Raw genomic sequence first — 22,420 nt, forward strand, 5'->3', positions numbered from 1 at the left:
TTAATCTTTCGTTGGTGTTTTTTGTTGTTGGTCGAGCCAGTCACTCCAGGTGCTATCTTGCATGGCTAGCCATTTATCGTTGGTATGGCGTGTCATCACGACCAGATCCGAGCCTTGATTGTCATTGCTAAAGTCCATCGTTAAACCGTCGAGGTCAAATTGTTGGCCTTTGAACGTGGCAAGTAAATTGGTACGGGTGATGGTTTTTGCCTCTGTTTCCAGTTGCTGTAAGCCGTGCAAGAGTAATTTGCCCACAATATAACCTTCTTGCGACACATAACCGTAGTCTTTGCCGAGCGCGGTGCGGGCTTCTTGCACAATAGGCAGGTCACTGTCCGGTAGTGGTACTACTTGAGTCATGATTACTCGATCAATTATGTTAAATTTATTCAAGGTCTTGCGGAAATCATCAGCACCAGTGAAGGAGACGGCGCTGAAGACCCATGGTTCATTTTTGCTGTGTGCATACGCAATAAAGCGGGCAATCGCTTCATACGTGCCAACAGTTACCACGAGTTTGCAGGTACTGCCTTGCTGTTGCTCCCACGCTTTTAGCGAGTCGTAACCGTCACGGGCGATGAAGGTATTACGGGTATAAACGCCTACCGGGCCTTGGTTATTACGTTCCGGTTCCGCACCACTTGCTGCGATGATCTTATCTAACGCGGCGATGATAGTATCAACTTCTGAACTTTTTTGCAGGGCTGAACGAATACCGCTGACACCTGCCATGCCGTATGCATCATTTTGTACATAGGCACACACTTCGTTAGGCTTAACCCCATGTTGCAGTGCCGCATCAATAACCGCTTTCGTTTCCTGCACATAGCTGGCACGGAAGTTGATGATGTCACCTTGTCCGGGTCGCAGCAAACCTGCACCGGTGAAAAAGCCGAGTGCCGGGATTTTTTGTTGTTCTAACAGGGGTAACACGACCTGAGCGGTAGGCGTGCCGACATTGCCAGCGAACAATAGGACTTTTTGTGCAATGAGCTTTTCGGTGGCAGCGACGGCTTTATCGGGCGTGTAAGAGTCATTTTCGGTGATGAAACGGAGTTTGCGTCCCGCAATGGTTTGGTTGGCTAAGGCTGCTTCGATACCCGCTTTCATTCCCAAGCCTAAGCCGCTGGAATGTCCTTCTAAATCCATAACACCACCGATGGTAATTTCAGTGGCGCTTACGCCGTCTTCCGCGTGCACAGCAATGGGCATACTGAGTGACAGGCTTAATAATATTGCGGTTAATAGGCTTTTGTTGTTGTTTTTCATGCTTAACGACTCCTTGTTGGGGGTTAACTTCCTTGTGTGCGTTGAATATGACGCAGTAATTTACCGTGGTCTGCGGCTAGTAAGCGAATGCCTTGATGGTGCAGGGTATGCGGAATCCAGCTTGGTAGATTGTCTTCTGCCTGCGGGGTCAAATCGGCTGCCGTTAATTTCAGTGAGCGCGGGTAGCCGTCACAGGTTAAGGCAATAGGGGGAAATTGGGGGTGTTGTATCAACAACAATTGAGGTTTGCCTTGATAGCTCTGACCTTGCACAACCTGATGCATGTTAATGATGGGAAGCAAATCCCCACGCAGACTAATGAGTCCCGCACACCATGCTGGTGCAAACGGCACGGGGTAGTTGGTCTGGTCAGTTAACACTTCTGCCCTGATAGCGCTTTCGAGTAACAGGGTGTGTGTGCCTACGCAATAACAGAATCGGTTTTCGACCACATCAGATGGTGTTGTCACCTGTTTCCTCCTTATTTATTGTTGACTATTTTTATGGCTAGAACCGCTATTTATTATGGGCTGTCGTTACAACTGGGCTATTTGGGCGAGTACATCCGCATCCGTATAGGGCTTGACGATGTAATTGGTTGCGCCTAGTTTTTGCGCCCATTGCTTATCCACGGGATTGGATTTGCTGGATACCATTATTACGGGAATTGCTTGGGTCGCAGGGTTGCGTTTGATCGCACGGCACGCCTGATAACCATCGCCGTCATCCATGATAATGTCCAACAGGATCAAGTCCGGTTGTTGGGTTTCGGCTAAGGCTTTCGCTTCATTGCCAGATTGCGCTGCTATCACTTGATAACCAGCGGATTCAAGGATATGGGTAAGGTTCAGGCGTTCAGTATTGGAATCGTCAGCGATCAATATCTTGCGGATCGTCATGGGTATTTCTCTATAAGTACACTCAACAGGGGGCAACGGCTGCCAGCATTGTTTATAGTCAATCATCACCTATTAAGCAATCAAATTTCTATGAATGGAGCGGGTTTGCTGACGCTTGCGTAAATGCCTTGTTGTTGGCGTGTAATTCAGTCATAATTCCGCGTTCTTCGCAATGGTGGCCTGCATCGGTTCTCCCGCGACGGTAGGTAGTGAACCTTGTCAGGCCCGGAAGGGAGCAGCAACAGCTACTGATTCGGGTGCCGGGATGTGGCTGGTGCAGGCTGCCACCACTCTAAAATTCTACGAATACCTCATGAGTTATCAAGTACTTGCTCGAAAATGGCGGCCTCAGGACTTCCAGCAAATGGTCGGTCAGGCACACGTATTGCGAGCCTTGATGAATGCCTTGGAAGGTGATGATGGTCAGCAACGGCTGCATCATGCCTATTTGTTCACCGGCACTCGCGGGGTAGGTAAAACCACTCTTGCCCGAATCTTTGCCAAATGCCTCAACTGCGAAACCGGTGTTACCGCCAAACCGTGTGGGGAATGCCGCAGTTGCCGCGAAATTGCCGAGGGTCGTCACGTTGACCTGATCGAAGTCGATGCGGCTTCACGCACCAAGGTCGAAGATACCCGCGATTTGTTGGACAATGTGCAATACGCGCCGACCCGTGGGCGTTTCAAGATTTACCTGATCGACGAAGTACACATGCTCTCTGGTCACAGTTTCAACGCGCTGTTGAAAACACTGGAAGAGCCACCGCCGCACGTCAAATTCCTGTTTGCCACCACTGACCCGCAGAAATTGCCGGTCACGATTTTGTCACGTTGCCTGCAATTTAATCTGAAACGAATGCCGGTGGATATGATCAGTGGGCATTTGGCAAATGTGTTGGAGCAGGAAAATATCCCCTTCAGCGAGAGTGCTTTACGGTTATTGGCGCGGGCGGCAGATGGCAGTATGCGCGATGCGCTGAGCTTGACCGATCAGGCAATTGTTGCCGGTGGCGGGGCAGTGAGCGAAGACGAAGTGCAGGATATGCTGGGCTTGTTGCCCCACGAGCATTTACTCGCCTTGTTGCAAGCCATCGCGGATGACGACGGGGCAGGGATGCTGGCAACGGTTGAGCAAATGGCACAACTCACCACCGATTTTACGGCGGCGGCGGATGGTTTCATTGCCTTGTTGCATAGCATAGCAGTGCAGCAAGTCGTGCCAGCCGATGAGGCAGATGCCGATATTGCGCAGATGGCGAAATTACTGTCACCAGCAGATGTGCAACTGTATTACCAAATGGCATTGTATGGGCGGCGCGATTTGCCCCTAGCGCCTGATCCGCGTGGCGGGTTTGAGATGTTGCTGTTGCGAATGTTGGCGTTTCGGTTAGATGATGGCAAATCTCAGGCACACTCGACGCAGGTTGAGAAAAAAAAAATTGTAGTTGAAGTACAAAGAACCTCACCCCCCGCCCCCCTCTCCTTGACAGGAGAGGGGGAGGAAGAGGAAGAAAAGACTCCCTCTCGTCCCCCCTCTCCTGTCAAGGAGAGGGGGCTAGGGGGTGAGGTTCTTTCCACGTCCGTTTCCACTAACGACTGGCACACCATCTACCCCCAACTCAACCTTTCCGGTATGGCGCTGCCTCTGGCGCAACATTGCCTGTTGGAAAGCGTGACAGATGATCAGATTACGCTATTGCTGGATGAAAGCGGCGCAACCCTGCAAAGTGAATCTGCCGAAGCACAATTGGCGGCGGCACTGGCAAAGCATTACGGGCGTTCGCTTAAACTGAATTTTCAAGTTGGTGTCGTAACCGAAGAAACCCCTGAAAAGCGTACCTTGCGCGAAGCGGCGGAACAGCAACAGGCAGCCGAAGCAGCCATTAACAACGACCCGTTTGTGCAGCAATTGCAAGAGGCTTTTGGCGCAGTTATCGTACCGGGCAGCATCCGCCCGCGCACAAATGCCAGTTAGTGTAGTAAACTGCCAGCTATTGAACACAATGAGGATACACATACCATGATGGGTAAAGCCGGACTTGGCGGCCTGATGAAGCAGGCGCAAAAAATGCAAGAAAATATGCAAAAGGCGCAAGAAGAAATTGCGGCGATGGAAGTGCCGGGGCAATCCGGTGGCGGTTTGGTGTCAGTCGTGATTAACGGCAAGCACGAATGCAAGCGTGTCACCATCGACCCCAGCCTGTTTGAAGACGATAAAGACATGGTGGAAGACTTGGTAACAGCCGCGTTCAATGATGCCGTGCATAAGCTGGAAGAAGCCTCGAAGGAGCGCATGGCAGGCGTAACCGCAGGAATGCCGATGCCGCCCGGCTTCAAGATGCCGTTTTAAGATGAGCGAATCCTCGCTGCTGAAAGAATTGGTGGATGCGTTGCGCTGCCTGCCCGGTATCGGTTCGCGTACCGCGCAGCGTATGGCGTTCCACTTGCTGGAAAACGACCGGCGAAGCGGTGAACGGCTTGCTGATGTCATGGGGCGGGCAATGCGTGACATTAAGCGCTGTTCGCGTTGCCGCACCTTGACCGAACACGATACCTGCCGCATTTGCGCGAATCCGGCACGGCAACCGCAATTGCTGTGCGTGGTCGAACACCCTTCCGATGTGGTTGCGATTGAGCAGGCGACCGGGTATCGTGGCTATTATTTCGTCTTGGGTGGGCGGCTGTCACCACTGGATGGTATTGGCCCCGAAGACATTGGGCTGGACATGCTGGAAGTCCGTTTGGATGAAGGCGAGGTTAAGGAGCTGATCCTTGCTACCAACCCGACTGTGGAAGGCGAAGTCACCGCGCATTACATCAGCGAACTTGCCGCCAAACGTGGCATTCCGGCGTCACGGATTGCGCACGGCGTACCAATGGGTAGCGAACTCGAATACGTCGATAGCGGAACCCTTTCCCACGCCTTTGAAGGACGGAGAAAATACTGATGAGCAACTGTTTATTCTGCCGCATTGTGGCAGGTGAGATCCCGGCAAAAATTGCCTATGAAGACGAGGATGTGCTGGCTTTCCACGACATTAATCCGCAAGCACCGCTGCATGTACTGATTATTCCACGCAAGCACATTGCTTCCATCAATGACATTCAGCCGGAAGATGCTGCGTTGGTGGGCAAGCTATTTCTGGCAGCACAAAAAATTGCGGCGGATGCTGGGTATGCTGAAAACGGCTATCGCGTCACCATGAATTGTGGCGCGGATGCGGGGCAAACGGTGTTCCATATTCATTTGCATTTGTTGGCGGGGCGTGAGTTGGGGTGGCCACCGGGCTAGATGCGAGAGAAGGTGTCGGGCTGAAGCCCGACCTACTAAAGGGCTGAATATGAAAATCCATTTAGGCATTGTTTTGTGCCTCTTTTCGCTGTGGCTTGGGGGCTGCGGCGAAGATAAACCGCAATCGGTGACGTTACCGACTGTTGATAAATTCACCGATACCAGCCAGTTGGCTGCGCAAGTGCCGCGTGAGCAGTTGCAGGCGCAAATCCCGGAATTGGCGGCGTATTTCCAGCGGGTGCAGGCAGCTTTGCAGGCTGATCCACCGATTTTGCAGCTTGATACTACCCAATTGCCGGATGCCAAGGCACAAACGGCGCAACAATTGGCGGTCGCTAACCCCGAATTTCGTAAATTTACTCGTGATGACAAGAGCGGTGCGGCGTTGCGCAATGAAATCATGAATGTGCGCAAAGCATTGCCGGGAGATTTCAACGGCGGTAATGCCGGACCGTGTGCGCAAGCAGAGTGTTGGCGAGTGGAGATGTACAGCCATTTCCATAATGCTTCGACGATTGCGTTTGTGGATGTTAGCAAGCAGCAAGTGTTGGGGGTGAGCCGCCAGAACTTTGCCCAGCCGGATTTGCCGCAACATTTGATCGATCTGGCAGCAAAAATCGCCGGAGCAGCACCGGAAATCCAAGCCATTTTGCAGGATCGCAAGCGTGAGCCGGACAAGAAAGAATTCAAGACCGCGTTGCAGAATTCCATGTGCGAACGTTCGCATCACTTGTGTGTTGCCCCAACCTATGTGTTTGAAAACGATGCATTGTGGGCAATTGTGGATTTAACCGAGGGCAAGCTGGTGGGTTCGCGCTGGACGGATTTGGGTAGCAGTGGCCCGAAAACCGTGGTGACGGAACGCAGTCTGGAAAATGAAACCACCTTCCGTAATTTCTGTGAAAAGGTGAATTCGCTGGCGCAAGATGGCTGGAACATGGATTACGTGATTACGGGGTCGGATGGTTTACAGCTTACCAATGTCAAATTCAACGATAAACCGGTGTTAAAAAATGCCAAATTGCTGGATTGGCACGTGAGTTATTCGACGCGGGAAGGCTTTGGGTATAGCGATGCGATTGGTTGCCCGTTGTTCAGTGCGGCGGTGGTGATTGCGTATGATGGCCCTAAAGTGGAGCCGATTGTCAATGATGGGCAAGAAGTGGGTTTTGCGGTGGTGCAGGATTTTCGTCAACCGCCTTGGCCTACGCCGTGCAATTACCGTTACGTGCAACGCTTTGAGTTTTACAAAGACGGGCGGTTTCGGGTAGCGCAAGCCGATTTCGGGCGTGGTTGCGGGACGGATGGCATGTATCGCCCAGTGGTGCGGATTGATCTGGAAACCGGCGCGGAACAAACGGTAGCAGAATGGAATGGCAGCGATTGGCAAACCTGGGACAAGGAACAATGGCGCTTACAAGATGATGACAAGCTGACCTCGGAAGGTTATCAGTACAGGGTAACGGGCAAGGATGGCATGGGCTTTTTTGTTGAACCGGGGCGCGGGCAATTTGGTGATGGCGGGCGCGGTGACAAGGCGTTTACGTATTTCAGTGCCTATAAACCTGAAGAGGGTGAGCAGGATACGGTGACAATTGGTTCGTGCTGCAATAGCGATTACCGTCAAGGTCCTGAACAATTCATCGAACCTGCCGAGCCGTTGCAGGGCAAGGATGTGGTGTTGTGGTATGTACCGCAGATGAAAAACGACGGTAATCCGGGCAGTGAGTATTGCTGGGCAGATACGAGGGTGAAAGATGGGGTGGCAAATATCGAGGTTTGGCCTTGCTGGTCGGGGCCGATGTTTACGCCAGTGAAGTGATACAGCAATATATTGCGGAGATAGCCGTTATCTTTCTATCAATATTGCTACTATAATGCAGAAATGGATAACGAAATCACTTTTGAAATTTTTCAGGCAGGGCAATGGCGCACGGCTGGCAGCATGAGCTTGCTGGATGCGCCGGATGCTGGCTGGAAGAGCCGCGCTTACCTCGGCTATGTGGTGGATTACGCGCTGGAGCAGGCGGGCAGGCGTGATGCCGCCGCGTTGTCTTGGACATTTCCGGTGGGTTTTCAGCCTTTGCAGGCTAACACTTGGCCTGGTTTCATTATGGATTTGTTGCCACAAGGCTATGGGCGGCAGGAATTGTTACGCCAATTGGGGTTGCCAGCCCATGTAGAAGCAACGGCAGATTGGCGATTATTGCGCAGTGGGGCGGCGAATCCGGTGGGCAATTGCCGGGTGCGGGAGGCGTTTGACTGGTTACAGGAACGCAGCCCGCTACAACAGCAAGGTTTCAGTTTTACGGAAGTGGCGCATCGAGGTGAAGCCTTTGCCGAATATCTCGCACAACACGGTCTGTTTGTGGCTGGTTCGTCGGCGGTACAGGGTGAATGGCCCAAAATCCTGTTGACCGAAGATGCCAACGGCAAGCTGTTCCTTGACCATGCCTTGCCGGATGCGTTGGCACGGCGGCATTGGCTGGTGAAATTTGCCCGTGGGCAGGATGCCGCATTGAACCGCATCCTGTCGCTGGAGGCGGTATGGATGGAATTGGCGCGTTTTTTAGGTTTGCGGGTATACGATCGCTTGTTGTTGGAACAACGCGCATTGTTTGTACCGCGTTTTGACCGCGAATGCCATGCTGGTCAGGTGGTACGCCATGCGCAGGAGAGCCTGTATGCCTTGTGTGGATGCAGTGGTTTTGGGAGGAAACTGAGCCATAACACCGCCTGCTATTGGCTGGGCAATGCTGTTACCGATCCGCTAACAGAAATACTGGAATACCTACAGCGTGATGTTGCCAATGTGGTGTTAGGCAACAAGGATAACCACGGGCGCAACACGGCGCTTCAACGGCGGGCAGATGGCTGGGTGGGGTTGACCCCGGTATTTGATTTTGCACCGATGCTGTTTCACCCAGATGGCATTGCCCGCAACATGCGCTGGGAACAGCAGGATGACGGTCATCCCGATTGGCGGGCAGCCGCCTGTCAGGCAGCGGAGGCTGGCAAGGTTGCATTGCCTTCACTCTTGGCAGGTTTACGAGCAATGGCGGATAAGGTATTGCAGTTGCCGGAGCAGATGCTGGCATTGGGGGTGGATGAAGCAACTATCCAGACCTTTGCGCCCAGCATCCGGCAGGCAGGGCGCAAGTTGCGGGAATGTACTGATGGATAAGCGTTATAAACCCCTGTCAGCGGCCGAACAATTGCGCCAACGGGTAGCCTTGTTGGACAGTATTACCATGCAGCCTAGAATGGTATTGCCGCAGGCGGTGCGGACATTGCGCACGGGAATGCGCTTAACCGTGCCGGAATACGCCCGCTTGACCGGTGTGGCAGTGCGGACTATCCATGAAATTGAGGCGGGCAAGGCGAACCCGTCCCTCTCGACAGCGAATAAGCTCTTGTCACCATTTGGCTTGGTGTTGGGGGTGGTACAACAAGGGGAACAACATGAAGGCTAAAGGGTTAAGTGGGTTGGTGGTGCTATTGCTGCTGAGTGCTTGCAACGAACCGGACATGGGCAATTTCAAACCCGGTGTGGCAAACGCGTGTCAGGCAATGCCCGCGTTCATCAGTCAAACCGGGATTGGGCAGGCGGTGGCGATTGATACCCAGCAGCGCGGTTACACCGGCTTGCGTTTGCTGAATCCGCAAACCCGTAAAACTTGGCAGCATCCGACGTGGGACGATGCGGGGCATGTGGGGGCATTTACTCGCGATAAGGATGGCAATATTTACGTTGCGCCGACACCCGAAGTGAGTCTGGCAGATAATCCGCCCGCTTTGCAAAACCGCATTTACCGGATTGATGCCAAAAGCGGGGAAATGGCGTTGTGGTTGGAATTGCCAGCGGTTGCACTGCCTTCACCCGCGAATCCGTTTGGGACGATGGGGCTGTTTTACGATTGCGATACCCATAGTTTGTATGTCAGTTCGCTGGCGGGGTCGGAGCCGCGTCAGGCACACGGGCGCATTTACCGCATTGAAATTGCTAGCCAACAAGTGAAAGCGCAGTTGGAAGCAACCGATGCCATTGGCGTTGCGGTGTTCAACGGAGTGCAGCACAAGCGCTTGTATTTTGGTTCGGCGCGTTCTTCGGATGTGTATTCGGTGGCATTGGATGCTAAGGGTAATTTTACCGCTGATGTGCGTCACGAAACCGCACTGGCAACACTGCCTGACGGTAACAGTACCAGTGTGCGCAAAATCCAGTTCGGACAGGATCGGCAAGGGCAATTCCTGATGCAATTGAAAGAAACTGAGTTCGGCTTTCGGCTCTTGGCAGAAAACAATCTGCGCAAACGGACATATAACTTTGTTTACCAAGCTGATAAGGATCAGTGGCAGTTTCGTGGGGCTACTCCAGAGTCCGGGGAATAAAACGACCGCTCTTCGGGTTTAAGTTGCCGTTGTTCTGGTGCTAACCGTAGAATCCCAGATAATAACGAAAAATTACGCTAACCACTCAGGGGCATTCCATGCAGAACAACAAACAACTGTGGCTAGGAGTTTTAGGGGCAACGCTACTCATCCCGAACGCCGCATTTGCGGATATTTCCGGTAAGGTCTTCCGCGATTTCAATGCCAATGGTGTGTTTGATACCGATGCAAACCTCAACGAAGTGGGCTTCGCAGGTGCGACTGTCAAAGCATTTGATGCCACGGGTACACAGGTAACAACGACGACTTCAGGAGTAGATGGGTCGTATACCCTGACAGGCTTAACCAGTGGTGCGGATTACCGCATAGAGTTTTCTTGGGCAGAAAGTTGGTTAAAACCGGGAACTGCCGGTGGTACGGTGGCTCAGTTTGTTAAAGATAGCTCTACCAATATCAACGTCGCAGTCAATAACCCTGCGGATTACTGCCAAGCTAACCCCAAACTGGCTAGCCCAGTTTACGTCAATGGTAATGCTACCAGTGCCACTGCTGCCATGTTCTCACTGGATTACGATGGCGCTGCTAAAGCAACGATTGCCAAACAATCCGACATTGGTTCGACTTGGGGGTTGGCTTATCAGCGTGAAACCGGGAAGCTGTATGCGGCGGGTGTGATCAAGCGTCATGCTGGGCTGGGTTCGCTGGGTCTGGGCGGGATTTACGTATTCAATAGTCCTAACGGTGCAGGCGATGCCGTTCCTTTTGTCGATCTTGACGTTGCCCCGTTCAACCTCAATTTTGGTACGTTGGGCGATAATGCCGCGCGGGGTTTGCCTGCTGGTCTAACCACCATGAATCATGACGCAAGTGCTTACAGTGCGGTAGGGATGCAGGGTATCGGGGATATTGACCTCAGCGAAGACGGTAAAACCTTGTGGGTAACGAACCTGAATGCGGTTAAAAACAACCTCGGTTAACTGGTCAAATTGGATGTAACCAAGGGTGTCGCGCCGACCAGTGCAACAGAATACCCGTTGGCGGATATGAGTGGCTTGCCAACCTGTACGGGTGGGGTGTTGCGTCCGTGGGCGTTGAAGTTTTATCAAGGAAAAGGGTATCTCGGTGCGGTGTGTTCGGCGGAGACCAGTAAAAGCCGCGCCGATTTGCAGGCGTTTGTGTTGTCCTTTGACCCGAATGCGCCGACCAGCGTGGCGGTTGAACTGAATGTTCCCTTGAATTACGCCAAAGGTGCGGTGAATACGACCACGTTTGCGCCTGTCGGTAATCAGTGGAATCCTTGGTCAAATAATCCGGCAGATTTCTTTGTGGGCAGCAACTTTTACGGTAAACCTGTTCCTGTATTGACCGACTTGGATTTTGACGAGAGCGGGTCAATGGTACTGGGGTTCATGGATCGTCATGGTATGCAATTAGGTGCTTACAACCTGATGCTTACCGGATCTGACCTAATCGTTTACCAACAAGGCGGGGATTTGTTGCGGGCTTGCCCAGATGCAGCGGGGATTTTCCAATTGGAAAGTGCGGGCAAGTGTGGTGGTGCGACTGGTTTTAGCACCAACAATAATAAAGGCCCTGGTGGTGGTGAATTCTATAACGATAACATTCCTATCGCCCCGATTAACCACGAGGAAATGCCCTACGGTGGTTTGGCGATTAAGCCCGGTTCTGGCGAAGTGGTATGGGCGGGGATGGATCCGGTCGCTTATAACAGCGGTGGTCTCTTCTGGTCGAAAAATGCCAATGGGTCGCGTGTTCGCGTGACTGAGTTGTGGCGCGGGATGCAGGGCGGCACAGATGGCATTGGTACGCCCAATGGTTTCTCTGGCAAAACTGTCGGTATGGGGGATCTCGAAGTCTTGTGTGACCCTGCGCCGATCGAAGTAGGCGACCGTGTGTGGCTGGATAAAGACGGCGATGGTCTTCAGGATGCCGACGAATCTGGCATTGATGGTGTCGCTGTGAAGCTGGTTTGCGGGGCGGATGAGGCGACTGTGACGACTAGCAATGGTGGGCAGTTTCTGTTTACCAATAAAGCCGGTGGCAATGCCGCGTTCATGGAGTATGGCGAAAGCTGTGTCCTCAAAGTAGACAGCACCCAAACTCCGGTTAAGGATTATAAATTGACTGCTGCCAATGCTGATGGTGTTACCAGTAATAATGCCCTCACCGATTTGCGTGACGCGGATGCGGTGGACAATGCAGGCACGGCAGAAATTGCCTTTACCGCAGGCGGGATAGGGGAAAACAACCACTCTTTGGATATTGGTTACAAAAGTGCGCCGGTGATTACCTTTGACCCACCGCCAGGTCCTGATGCTTTCAGTTGTGCTGCCAATGTGCGTTTAGCCACTTCCGTGCAAGTCAATGGCGACAGCCAAGCCGCAGGCAGCACGGGCGCGGGTGTCAATGGTTTAATTTTCAATCACAAGGTTTAAACCACCGGCTTTAGCCGGTCAGCTTTAGCTGCGATAATGCGCTGTATGAACGAAGCGAGGTGCAGCATGGATTACCGCTATGGCAGTCACACGGTCTATCAGATTGAGTATCACTTTGTTTGGGTGACGAAATACCGTTACAAGGTGTTGACGGGAGAAGTAGCGCAGCGTGTGCGTGAGCTTGTTCGGCAGACTTGCGAGGCATTTGAGATCAGGATAGTCAAAGGCGTGGTGAGCAAAGACCATGTGCATATCTTGGTGAGTTGCCCGCCGGAACTAGCACCGAGTGAAATCATGCGTCGGATCAAGGGAAGGACATCCAGTCGGCTGTTTGAGGAGTTCCCCCATGTGAAGAAACGTTACTGGGGAAGGCATTTTTGGGCACGCGGGTATTTCTGCGCCACCGTGGGTCAAATGACGGAAGAGATGATCAAACAGTATTTGGAGCATCACTTTGAGCCAAATCCAAACGACCATTTCAAGATGGAACCGGAGTAAGCGTACCGACACGTCGTTTAGCCGACGTGTATCCGGGACTTTCAGTCCGTAGCAAAAAAACCCACCAGCTTTAGCTGGTGGTTGTTTAGTACCTTCGATTATGCAGCAACGGGGGAGTTGGCTGCTCCGTTCAGTAAAGCAACAGCAGGTCAGGTTGGTTCCGTCTGGGGTTTGTCTTATGACGTGTCCAGTAAGAAACTGTATGCCGCTGCTTTCCTCAAGCGCCATGCGAGCTTTGGTCCAAATGGCATAGGCGCGATTTACCAAATGGATGGCACATCCGCCACTCCAACGCCTAGCTTGCTGATTGATTTAGTCGCTAATGGTGTCGATGTCGGTACGAGTTCACGGGTTGCTTCCAGCGGCGCGGTGGATGACCCTAACGAATTGCCTGCTGATGCGTCGCAACCTTCATGGGACAGGGATGCGTTTGCCCAAATTGGTAAAATCTCCCTTGGTGACATCGACATCAGCGCGGATGGTAAAACCCTGTGGGCGGTCAACCTCAAGCAACGCGAATTGGTGGAAATCAATCTGACCAACACTACTGTCACTGCCAAACACGCAATTACTGACCCCGGCTGTAGCAATGGCGAATTCCGCCCTTGGGCAGTCAAAGTGCACGATGGCAAAGTGTGGGTCGGTACAGTCTGTTCCGCCGAAACTTCACAACAGGCAGCGGATTTGAAAGCCTATGTGCAAGCCTTCGATGGCACAACCTTCACTACTGCGACCAGTTTTGCGCTCAACTATTCCAAAGGCAGTATCGGGAATGGTCCCGGTGATGAAAAATGGCAGCCTTGGAAGGATACTTTTACAACGTTGGCAAGTGGCGATTTTGCGATTTACCCACAACCGATCTTGTCTGACATTGAGTTTGACATGGATGGTAGCTTGATTCTCGGTTTTATGGATCGCATGGGGCATCAGGTGGGTGGCGTGAATTACACACCGAATTACCCCGATGATGACACCATGATTCAAGGGCAAACCGGCGGCGATATTATCCGCGTGTGCAATAACGGCGGCAAATACGAACTGGAAAACAATGCTACTTGTAGCAGCGGCAGCACGACAGGCAAGGATAACGGGCAAGGTCCCGGCAATGGCGAATATTACTGGGGTGAGATGTGGGACTTTAACCCCTTTAACGCCGATGGTGGTTATCACCAAGAAACCAGCTTTGGCGGTTTGGCATTCAAAGCCGGTTCGGGTGAAATTGCGGTTACGGCGATGAATCCGCTAAACCCGAATGCCAATGCTGGCGGGGTCATCTGGTTGGATAATGCCACGGGCGGACGTGCTGCCAATGCCGGTGTGCAAGTTTACCGCCAACAAGACGGCACTAGCCCGTACTTTGGGAAAGCCTCTGGGATGGGCGATGTGGAATTGTTCTGTGCCGAAGCCGCGTTGCAACCCGACGTGAGCTTGACCAAAGTGGTCGATAAGCCGACGGCGAAACGTGGGGAAACCGTGATTTATACCCTGACACTGAGCAATACCGGCACGGGCGCTGCTACCGGCGTGAGCGTGACCGACTCGTTACCGGCTGGAGTCGTGTATGTCAGTGATGATGGCAGCGGCGCTTACGTAGCATCGAGCGGGGTTTGGTCAGTGGGCAGTTTGGCAGCAAATACCGCCAAGACGCTAAAGATTACCGTCACCGTGAAATAAGCTGCTTGGCAGGATTAACTACCGCTCTTCGGGGATTGATGGAGAACCACCACGATGAGCGGTATGCTTGACTAGATAAGATTGGGGCAGTTAACAATAACAACGAGCTGAATAATGAAAACTAGAAAAATACCCTATTATGCGCGATATGCAGGTGTTGGGCTGCTGCTATCTGCCGCTGTTGTACAAGCCGATATTTCCGGCAAAGTTTTTCGCGATTTCAATGCGAATGGCACGTTTGATACCGGTGCAAGCTTCAATGAAGTCGGCGCGGCAGGCGTCACTGTGAAAGCATTCGATGTTACCGGCGCAGAGACAGCCGTTGCGACGTCGGGTGCAGATGGTGCTTATACGCTCACTGGTTTAACGGCTGCGGCTGATTACAGGGTAGAGTTTTCTTGGGCTGAAAGCTGGTTGAAGCCGGGTGTTGCTGGCGGTACGTCGGTACAATTTGTTAAGGATGGAGCGACGGGTATTAATGTTGCTTTGCAAGCGCCCGATGAGTACTCATCTTCTGCTGATCCGCGTATGGCCATTTCCACTTACCGCAATGGTTCGGGTGTTGGTTCCACTGATGGCGCTATCCAATCTTTTCAGCGTTCGAGTTCGGGGCTGAATTCCCAGTTTACTGCCAGTGACGGAAATCAGGGTACAGGGCCGCAACCCGATGATGAAGCTACGTTAGGCGAGGTGGGTAGTACTTGGGGAATTGCTTGGCAAGCGAACAAGAAGCGGATTTATGCTGCCAGTTTCCTGAAGCGCCATGTGGGGCTTGCGAAAGGGCTTGGCTCTGTTTATGTAGTCGATGCGAGTACTCAACCTGGAAGCCTAGTCAAGGATTTTAACTTACAAGGTATTACCCCTGCCAATGGTGGCGCAGCAATTGATCTTGGTAACGTTTGTCGGGATTCTACGTGTGCATCTGAAGCAGGCAAGACGGGAATTGTCGCAGATTATGAGCTGCCAGCCTCCAAAACTTCACCCAATGTTGATATGGATGCTTTCTATAAGGTAGGCAAAGTAGGCTTTGGCGATATTGATATGCAGCCCAATAGTGATTGGCTATGGCTGGTAAATGCTAACCAGCAGGCATTGATCTCCGTTAATGTGGGAATATCTGATGTTGCTGCATTACCGGGGGAAGTTAAACAGTACCCTATTGCCAGTTTGCCGGGTGCGCCCGTTTGTGAGGGTGGTGCATTACGCCCCTGGGCTTTAGGTTTTGCTCACGGCAAAGGTTATTTGGGGGTGACATGTGATGCGTTTGATAGTCGACAAGCCACAGACTTAAAAGCAATAGTATTGTCTTTCGAGCCGAATAATATAAGCACGGGTTTTACCACACTATTGAATTTTCCATTGGCATATTCTCGTGATACAGGCAAACCTTTTCAACCTTGGCTGAATGAAACTGAGGTAACGACAGGTTATTTGAGCCAAAGCAGTACTCAGGGTCAAGTTGATATTCCTCAGCCTCTTCTGTCAGATATTGAGTTTGATGATAATGGCAATCTGTATCTCAATATTGTCGATATTTTTACACATCAGACCGGAAGTAATAATTTCAAACCTATTTCTGGTGGCAGTGCCGAGCTGATTAATGGTATCGCTAACGGTGATTTTCTGAAGGCTTGTAAAGTACCCGCAGGATTTGTATTGGAGGGTCATGCAGATTGTCCGGTGAATTTCGCTAACGGTGTAGGGCCTCATGCAAATGGTGAGTTTTTTGAGGATAGCGCAGGAGATGGTCGACAAGAAAGTGCTAGTGGTGCAATGGCGGTGTTGCATGGTACTGGGCAGATTGATGCTATTTTAATGGATCCGCATCCTACCGGGCAGGTGGGGCAAACATGGTGGACGACTCAAGGTATAAATAGCTATAACTTGAGTGATGGCAAAATCTCTAATTGGTATGCGATTCACCATGCAGGTGATGCAAGTTTATTTGGTAAGGGTACTGGTTTTGGCGATATTGAGTTATTGACCGATCCCGCGCCTATTGAAGTCGGCAACCGCGTGTGGAATGACACCGATGCAGACGGTATTCAGGACGCGGATGAAGCCGGGATTGACGGCGTAGACGTTATCCTAACCTGTGGTGCTGAGACTGCTACAGTGACAACTGGAAATGGCGGGCAATTCCTCTTTTCCAGTGCAACTAATGCAACTTTCATGGGGGGCGGTGAAAGCTGCAAAGTAACCGTTAGCAGCGCGGGGCAAACAGAACTCGATGGTTTGAGTGTCACCCAACAAAACGCCGATAATGCCAGCGATAACAATCCTGTGACCGATGTACGCGACTCTGATGCGAATACCGACGGAGAAATCGGTTTCACCGTCGGTGGGGTCGGTGAAAACAACCATGCGTTGGATATTGGTTACAAATCAACACCGGTGGTAACGCTGGATTTCGGTGATGCCCCCGATTCTTATAAAACGTTAGCAGCCACTACGGGTGCACAACACACGATTGTTGCCGGATTGAATTTGGGTGCAGTCGTCGACGCGGAAACCGACGGGCAACCCAATGCAGCAGCGGATGGCGATGGTGCGGATGAAGATGGCGTGAATTTCATGACGCCACTTGCACCGGGCAAACGCGCCATTATCGGTGTGGCAACTACGCAGCCGCGTACCAGCGATGCGAAATTGGATGCTTGGATCGACTTCAACGGTGACGGTGATTTTGAGGATGCAGGCGAACAAATTGCCACCAACCTGAATATCAAGGGGATTACGCTATACGATCAAGGCAGTGCCGTGTTGGATATTGAAGTACCAGCCACTGCGAAACCGGGCGTTACTTATGCGCGTTTCCGTCTGAGCAGTGCGGGTGGCTTGTTGCCTAACGGTGCAGCACCTGATGGTGAGGTGGAAGATTACGCGATTACGATTGTTTCGGGCGCAACCTTAGGCAATTTCGTGTGGCAAGATACGAACAAGGACGGTATTCAAGATGCGGGAGAACCCCCCGTTGCCGGTGTGCAGGTCAATTTGATTCGGGTTAGTGATGGCGCAGCGGTTGACTCGTTATTTACCGATAGCAATGGCGAATATTTGTTTACTCATGTCGCACCGGATACTTACCAAGTGGCGTTTGTTGCGCCGACAGGCTATAGCTTCACGACTGCAATGCAAGGCAGTGATGATGCCAAAGATAGTAATGCCGATGTGTCTGGACTTACGTCTAGCATTACCCTTGCGGATGGCGATGATCAACGCCAGTGGGATGCGGGGTTAGTATTGGCTGACAATACGCTGGTGTATTGCGCGGCAGTGCCAAGACAGCCGACAGAAGTGAATACTACGTTTACCTTGCCGAAATTTGATAGCACACTGGGCACGTTGCAAACCGTGAATGTGTCGGCTTATGCCTCGACACAGCAATTTGTGGCGCTGGAAAACTATGCGGCTCAAACCCAAAAAATCAAGATTACGACTAGCGTTGATGGGGTGCTGATTTTGCCGGATGCGAATATTGTCGATACGACATATGCCTATAATTCTGGCTTTAAAGACCTGACGGTAGCAGATGGTATTCTTGATTATCAGGGGACTTCTGCCTTGGCATTTGCAGATTGGCAGTATGCCGTTGATAGCAGCAATGTGACTTATGCTACCCCTGCGGATTTCACCACGGCAACCGCAGGTGAGACGATTGCCCTGCCTTATGAAACCATGTCTGGTTACTCTATCACGGGGGGCGGTGGCAATAATCAATCGTTCCAGCGGACTTTTGCGAATGCCGGTGCTTGTGTTGCGTATGTTTATGAAAAGAAAGCGCTAGCCGTCGATGTAAGTCTCACTAAAGTGGCTAATAAAACCGAAGTTAAGCGCGGTGACACGGTGGTGTATACCCTGACCGTCACCAACGAAAGCGATGTTGCAGCAACGGGTGTAGAAGTCACCGACGAGTTGCCAGCAGGTGTCCAGTACGTCAGCGATGACAGTGCGGGTGCTTATGCCAGTGCCACCGGAATTTGGACTGTCGGCGAGTTAACAGCAAAGGCAAGCAAAACCATTGCCATTTCCGTGCTGGTTAAATAGTTTGGTTTTAGATCATGATGTTAGTGTGAGGAGCCGTTGATGAATGTAACGGCTTCTTACCTAAATTTTTATATTGTGATCATTTATACCTTTCTTCGGGTTTGATTTGTCTGTTGTGAGTAACTGGAAGTACAATGTTCGATTATTAAATATAATAAATATTAATTATTGGTGTGGTATCTATATGAATAATAACAAGTCGCTTTTTCCGCAGTTTTCCCCTAAGCAGCGTAAGTTACAGCAGACCGCTCAACGTACAGCATTAACCCTCTCGATTATGGCTGTTTCTGTGTTGGCGGGTGTCAATCCTGCATGGGCTGATTTGCCGCTATTGCAAGGGCAAGCCATTACCACCCATTTTTCAGGCACAAATAACAATACATGGTCTCCCTTATTGGGCGGCAAGGTATTGACCGTACTGGACATCCGCGATCCGGTTGCCAATGGCGCACCCTTTGCCCTGCCTGGGCCAACTAACTGGACTGTTCCGCGTTACCAACATGCGTCTTGGGATGCCGCTACCTTAGGGGAAGTCTTCGGTCTGGCACTGGATACCAGTAAAGCCCAGCCCGACATCTATGTGGTCAGTAGCTCTAGTACATACTTTGGTATTACCGCTTTTAACATGACACCCGGCTCATTGGCCAGCGGCTATGGTGCTGTATTTAAAATTGACGGTATCAGCGGGGCAGCCACGCTCTTGGCGAACCTACCTAGTACCTCATTCTCAGCATATGGCTATACCCGTTATGCAGGCTTGGCACAAATTGCTGCCAACCCAACGTCCAGAATGCTGTACGTAGCGAACTATGAGGATGGCAATATTTACGTCCTCAACATGGATACGGGCGCAACCGTAGAAACCTTTGACCACGGTACACAAGCAGCCAGCCCCACGATCACTGATGATGGCACGGCTGGGTTTACCCAGTTAGGTCGACGAATCTCTGCGGTTCAATACAATGCGGTTGAGCAACGTTTGTATTATTCCGTATGGGCATCTGATGGCAACAAAATCTGGTCAGTTCCAGTCGCTAGCAATGGTGCCACCAACGGTGCGGCACGTTTTGAATTATCTTATGCATCAACCAGTTGGTCAGGGTCAAACCACGCGGTTATTACCGATATTGCTTTCAGTAAAGACGGGCAACGGATGCTGGCAGCAGAAATGCCTATCATGGATGGAAGCTACGCACGTAACTCCCATTATACGACAGGTATTGAATGGGTCGGATCAGGTGGGAGTTGGGCATTAAACAACAGCTTGGAAAGTGGAAACGGCACTATTCCTGTCGGATTATACGGTGGCAAAATTAATGCGGCTGGTTCAGTCGCCTACGGTCACAACAACTATGCTACCAATGCCGGGGCTAGTGAACCGTGTGAAGATTCCTTCGTCCTGATGGGTGATGCCCTGCACTTTCCCTCACCATTCATTTACGGCTTACAGATTACGCCGTTGACAGGCTCGACAACAGCCACTTTAGGACAAGATGATCACGTCGTAGACTTGGAAAACAATGTTGGTCCTAATGAAAATATGGACAAGACAGGTTTGGGTGACGTAGAAGTTTTAAGTGGTTGTTCTGCACCTCCTCCACCTACCCAAAGCATCGGCAACCGCGTCTGGTTTGACTCCAATAACAACGGTAAAACTGATGTAGGCGAACAGCACGCCGGAACCGGTATCAAGCTGACGTTGAAAGACGACAAGGGTGCAGTGTTGCAAGACACTACCACGGATGCGAACGGACGTTACTTGTTCCACGGTTTATCCGCTGGTAGCTATCAGGTGTGTGTGACGGCTGACAATTTTGCGTCGGGTGGCAAGCTGGATAAATACCGCTCCAGTACCGGGCAAGCCAACACGGAAGTTTCCAGTGAAGATGGCGCAGACCGTGGCGATGATGATCTTGCGGATGGCAGTTGCTCAACCATTATGGTGCTGAATGACCAAGAACCCACAGAGGAATCCGGCATTACTGACCAGCAAGATGGTGACGATGGTCAAAGCACGCCAGATGCCAACTCCAACCTGACGGTAGACTTTGGCTTTGTGCCACCGGCTGACCTAAAACTTACCAAAGTCGCTGATAAGACCACGGCTAAGCCCGGTGAGACCGTGGTGTATACCCTGACCGTCACCAATGAAAGCGATGTTGCAGCAACGGGTGTAGAAGTCACGGAGCAATTGCCAGCAGGTGTCCAGTACGTCAGCGATGACAGCGCGGGTGCTTATGCCAATGCCACCGGAATTTGGACTGTCGGTAGTCTTGCAAAAGATGAATCGAAAATCTTGAAAATTACTGTAACCGTTCAGTAACGACCAATAATAAACAACAAGTTAAACAAAGAGAGCGATAACAATGAGAAAACTTACCCATACAAAAACCTTGCTGATGTCTTTTTGTGCCATTGGCGTGTTGATGGCAGCCAACCAGTCTTGGGCAGACACAACAGTCACTAACTGTGCGCAAGTATCGGCGACTGTTGAGCAAGACACGGACTCTTCACCCGCTAACAAAGCCAGTCAAGCGGATTTGTTGGATGCTTTTAGCAAAGGGACATTGGAAGATGATGAAGCGTGCGCCCCCTTAACCGTGCAATCCATTTTCGATTTCGGTGATGCACCTACGTCTTACGGTACAGATGGCGCAACCGCAGCCAAGCACGAAATCATTCCAGGCTTGATGTTAGGCGGCACGGTTGATGAAGAAGCCGACGGTCAGCCAACCCCAGCGGCTGATGGTGACGGTGGCGATGAAGACAGTTACAGCGTTCCAGTCCTGACCGATGGTCAGGCAGTAACCTTGAAAGTGACTGCGACCAATACTACCGACAAAGCCGCTACGTTGGGTTGCTGGATTGACTACGACGGTAATGGTACGTTTGATAGCGCTGAGTACGGTGGTGCGCCGGTCGCGATTGGTGCAGCGGGTTCGATCATTGATGTGGTAATGCCTGCGGCTCCTGCCGATGCCAGTACCAATGCGAACACTAAAGACGGTACGTATGCCCGTTGCCGTTTGAGCACTGATACCATTGACGGCACGAAAGCCACGGGTGCGCTGGTGGACGGTGAAGTTGAAGACACCAAAGTGACCTTCACTTCTAAACCTGTCTTTGACTTGGCTCTGATCAAACGTCTGGCAGTCGATCAGGCAGCGAGCGTTAAAGCGGGCGACACCGTGAAGTTCACGATTGAAATCACCAACCAAGGCAACGTTGATGCGAAAGATGTTACAGTAACTGACTACATTCCAGCCGGTTTGACCTTGGCAGATGCGAACTGGACAGCAGCAGCCGGTGTGGCAACCTTGAATACACCGATTGCTGCATTGGCAGCGGGCGGTAAAACAACCGTAGACATTAGCTTTACGGTAGATGAGGGGGCAACCGCAGGTAAGGTTCAGAACGCGGCTGAAATCAGCGGCGCAACCGATAAAGACGGCCAGCCAGTGACAGATACAGACTCTACGCCGGATACCAATAAAGCGAATGAAACCGGTATCGTTGATGATGTGATCGACAATACCGATGGTGACGAAGACGACCACGACATTGCTGAAATCACTATCACAGTTGACCCGAAAGTGGATATTGAACTGATCAAAGCGGTGACTGATGACGCTGGTGCAGCGGTAACGACAGCACGTCGTGGCGATACCGTTGTCTATGTACTGACGGCAACCAACAAAGGCCCGGACAATGCAACCGGTGTAACCGTTACTGACCAGTTACCTGCCACGTTGATTTATGTCAGTGATGACAGTACCGGCAACTATGTGTCAGCAACCGGTCTGTGGACAGTGGGTGATTTGGCAAATGGCGCTAATAAGGTGCTAAAAATCACTGCAACCGTGAAGTAAATAAATCATTTGGTAATACGGTGC

18 protein-coding genes and 1 other RNA gene are annotated in these 22,420 nt (G+C 51.5%); 16 read left to right on the plus strand and 3 right to left on the minus strand.

Translation table 11 applies throughout. The annotated features are described in order from the left end of the window. The 3 genes from L2Y54_RS11210 to L2Y54_RS11220 form a co-directional block, all read right to left on the minus strand. Positions 1–1,269, minus strand: coding sequence for an ABC transporter substrate-binding protein (locus tag L2Y54_RS11210; protein WP_236496201.1), 1,269 nt, complete (start codon positions 1,267–1,269; stop codon positions 1–3). A gap of 23 nt (positions 1,270–1,292) precedes the next feature. Beyond that, positions 1,293–1,739 carry a chemotaxis protein CheW gene (locus L2Y54_RS11215; protein WP_236496202.1) on the minus strand — a complete coding sequence of 149 codons (447 nt, stop codon included), beginning with the start codon at positions 1,737–1,739 and terminating at the stop codon, positions 1,293–1,295. Positions 1,740–1,805: 66 nt separating this feature from the next. Beyond that, positions 1,806–2,168: a response regulator gene (locus L2Y54_RS11220; RefSeq protein WP_236496203.1), complete on the minus strand. Its 363-nt coding sequence runs from the start codon at positions 2,166–2,168 to the stop codon at positions 1,806–1,808. A gap of 183 nt (positions 2,169–2,351) precedes the next feature. Between L2Y54_RS11220 and ffs the strand changes: the two genes are divergently transcribed. From ffs to L2Y54_RS11300, 16 genes are all read left to right on the plus strand, one after another. Further along, positions 2,352–2,448, plus strand: an RNA gene (gene ffs, locus L2Y54_RS11225) — signal recognition particle sRNA small type. A 33-nt stretch (positions 2,449–2,481) separates the two neighbouring features. Next, complete coding sequence (gene dnaX / locus L2Y54_RS11230) at positions 2,482–4,143, plus strand: DNA polymerase III subunit gamma/tau (protein ID WP_236496204.1); 1,662 nt, start codon at positions 2,482–2,484, stop codon at positions 4,141–4,143. Between the two features lie 45 nt (positions 4,144–4,188). After that, positions 4,189–4,518, plus strand: a complete 330-nt coding sequence (locus tag L2Y54_RS11235) for a YbaB/EbfC family nucleoid-associated protein (protein WP_425441584.1) — start codon at positions 4,189–4,191, stop codon at positions 4,516–4,518. A 1-nt stretch (position 4,519) separates the two neighbouring features. Next, on the plus strand, positions 4,520–5,116 hold the full coding sequence (gene recR / locus L2Y54_RS11240) for a recombination mediator RecR (protein ID WP_236496205.1): 597 nt from the start codon (positions 4,520–4,522) through the stop codon (positions 5,114–5,116). Beyond that, positions 5,116–5,460, plus strand: a complete 345-nt coding sequence (locus L2Y54_RS11245; protein WP_236496206.1) for a histidine triad nucleotide-binding protein — start codon at positions 5,116–5,118, stop codon at positions 5,458–5,460. The genes recR and L2Y54_RS11245 overlap by 1 nt, the downstream gene beginning before the upstream one ends. Before the next feature lie 49 nt (positions 5,461–5,509). Beyond that, positions 5,510–7,282 carry a hypothetical protein gene (locus L2Y54_RS11250; RefSeq protein ID WP_236496207.1) on the plus strand — a complete coding sequence of 591 codons (1,773 nt, stop codon included), beginning with the start codon at positions 5,510–5,512 and terminating at the stop codon, positions 7,280–7,282. A gap of 63 nt (positions 7,283–7,345) precedes the next feature. Next, entirely contained in the window at positions 7,346–8,644 is a 1,299-nt protein-coding gene (locus tag L2Y54_RS11255; protein ID WP_236496208.1) for a type II toxin-antitoxin system HipA family toxin, read from the plus strand. After that, a complete protein-coding gene (locus L2Y54_RS11260; protein WP_236496209.1) occupies positions 8,637–8,933 on the plus strand; it encodes a helix-turn-helix transcriptional regulator in 297 nt (98 codons plus the stop codon). Before L2Y54_RS11255 ends, L2Y54_RS11260 begins: the two co-directional genes overlap by 8 nt. Next, positions 8,923–9,852 (plus strand): SMP-30/gluconolactonase/LRE family protein, encoded by a 930-nt coding sequence (locus L2Y54_RS11265; protein WP_236496210.1) that lies wholly within the window; start codon positions 8,923–8,925, stop codon positions 9,850–9,852. The genes L2Y54_RS11260 and L2Y54_RS11265 overlap by 11 nt, the downstream gene beginning before the upstream one ends. Before the next feature lie 98 nt (positions 9,853–9,950). Further along, on the plus strand, positions 9,951–10,829 hold the full coding sequence (locus L2Y54_RS11270) for an SdrD B-like domain-containing protein (RefSeq protein WP_236496211.1): 879 nt from the start codon (positions 9,951–9,953) through the stop codon (positions 10,827–10,829). A gap of 9 nt (positions 10,830–10,838) precedes the next feature. Beyond that, on the plus strand, positions 10,839–12,308 hold the full coding sequence (locus L2Y54_RS11275; RefSeq protein ID WP_236496212.1) for an SdrD B-like domain-containing protein: 1,470 nt from the start codon (positions 10,839–10,841) through the stop codon (positions 12,306–12,308). A gap of 66 nt (positions 12,309–12,374) precedes the next feature. Then, entirely contained in the window at positions 12,375–12,806 is a 432-nt protein-coding gene (gene tnpA / locus L2Y54_RS11280; RefSeq protein WP_236501979.1) for an IS200/IS605 family transposase, read from the plus strand. Between the two features lie 81 nt (positions 12,807–12,887). After that, positions 12,888–14,480, plus strand: a complete 1,593-nt coding sequence (locus L2Y54_RS11285; RefSeq protein WP_236496213.1) for a DUF11 domain-containing protein — start codon at positions 12,888–12,890, stop codon at positions 14,478–14,480. 114 nt (positions 14,481–14,594) lie between these two features. Next, on the plus strand, positions 14,595–18,527 hold the full coding sequence (locus tag L2Y54_RS11290; RefSeq protein ID WP_236496214.1) for an SdrD B-like domain-containing protein: 3,933 nt from the start codon (positions 14,595–14,597) through the stop codon (positions 18,525–18,527). A 184-nt stretch (positions 18,528–18,711) separates the two neighbouring features. After that, entirely contained in the window at positions 18,712–20,850 is a 2,139-nt protein-coding gene (locus tag L2Y54_RS11295; protein ID WP_236496215.1) for an SdrD B-like domain-containing protein, read from the plus strand. Positions 20,851–20,893: 43 nt separating this feature from the next. After that, entirely contained in the window at positions 20,894–22,396 is a 1,503-nt protein-coding gene (locus L2Y54_RS11300) for a DUF7507 domain-containing protein (protein WP_236496216.1), read from the plus strand. The last annotated feature ends 24 nt before the right edge of the window (positions 22,397–22,420 follow it).

It is taken from the genome of Thiothrix winogradskyi, assembly GCF_021650935.1.
In the GTDB taxonomy this organism is placed as follows: Bacteria; Pseudomonadota; Gammaproteobacteria; order Thiotrichales; family Thiotrichaceae; genus Thiothrix; species Thiothrix winogradskyi.

What these genes read in the sequence shown, in the direction of transcription:
- L2Y54_RS11300 (WP_236496216.1), top strand. Translation starts at nt 20,894, where the DNA reads ATGAGAAAACTTACCCATACAAAAACCTTGCTGATGTCTTTTTGTGCC.
- recR (WP_236496205.1), top strand. Translation starts at nt 4,520, where the DNA reads ATGAGCGAATCCTCGCTGCTGAAAGAATTGGTGGATGCGTTGCGCTGC.
- L2Y54_RS11295 (WP_236496215.1), top strand. Translation starts at nt 18,712, where the DNA reads ATGAATAATAACAAGTCGCTTTTTCCGCAGTTTTCCCCTAAGCAGCGT.
- dnaX (WP_236496204.1), top strand. Translation starts at nt 2,482, where the DNA reads ATGAGTTATCAAGTACTTGCTCGAAAATGGCGGCCTCAGGACTTCCAG.
- L2Y54_RS11210 (WP_236496201.1), bottom strand. Translation starts at nt 1,269, where the DNA reads ATGAAAAACAACAACAAAAGCCTATTAACCGCAATATTATTAAGCCTG.
- L2Y54_RS11220 (WP_236496203.1), bottom strand. Translation starts at nt 2,168, where the DNA reads ATGACGATCCGCAAGATATTGATCGCTGACGATTCCAATACTGAACGC.
- L2Y54_RS11290 (WP_236496214.1), top strand. Translation starts at nt 14,595, where the DNA reads ATGAAAACTAGAAAAATACCCTATTATGCGCGATATGCAGGTGTTGGG.
- L2Y54_RS11270 (WP_236496211.1), top strand. Translation starts at nt 9,951, where the DNA reads ATGCAGAACAACAAACAACTGTGGCTAGGAGTTTTAGGGGCAACGCTA.
- L2Y54_RS11265 (WP_236496210.1), top strand. Translation starts at nt 8,923, where the DNA reads ATGAAGGCTAAAGGGTTAAGTGGGTTGGTGGTGCTATTGCTGCTGAGT.
- tnpA (WP_236501979.1), top strand. Translation starts at nt 12,375, where the DNA reads ATGGATTACCGCTATGGCAGTCACACGGTCTATCAGATTGAGTATCAC.
- L2Y54_RS11260 (WP_236496209.1), top strand. Translation starts at nt 8,637, where the DNA reads ATGGATAAGCGTTATAAACCCCTGTCAGCGGCCGAACAATTGCGCCAA.
- L2Y54_RS11235 (WP_425441584.1), top strand. Translation starts at nt 4,189, where the DNA reads ATGATGGGTAAAGCCGGACTTGGCGGCCTGATGAAGCAGGCGCAAAAA.
- L2Y54_RS11245 (WP_236496206.1), top strand. Translation starts at nt 5,116, where the DNA reads ATGAGCAACTGTTTATTCTGCCGCATTGTGGCAGGTGAGATCCCGGCA.
- L2Y54_RS11255 (WP_236496208.1), top strand. Translation starts at nt 7,346, where the DNA reads ATGGATAACGAAATCACTTTTGAAATTTTTCAGGCAGGGCAATGGCGC.
- L2Y54_RS11250 (WP_236496207.1), top strand. Translation starts at nt 5,510, where the DNA reads ATGAAAATCCATTTAGGCATTGTTTTGTGCCTCTTTTCGCTGTGGCTT.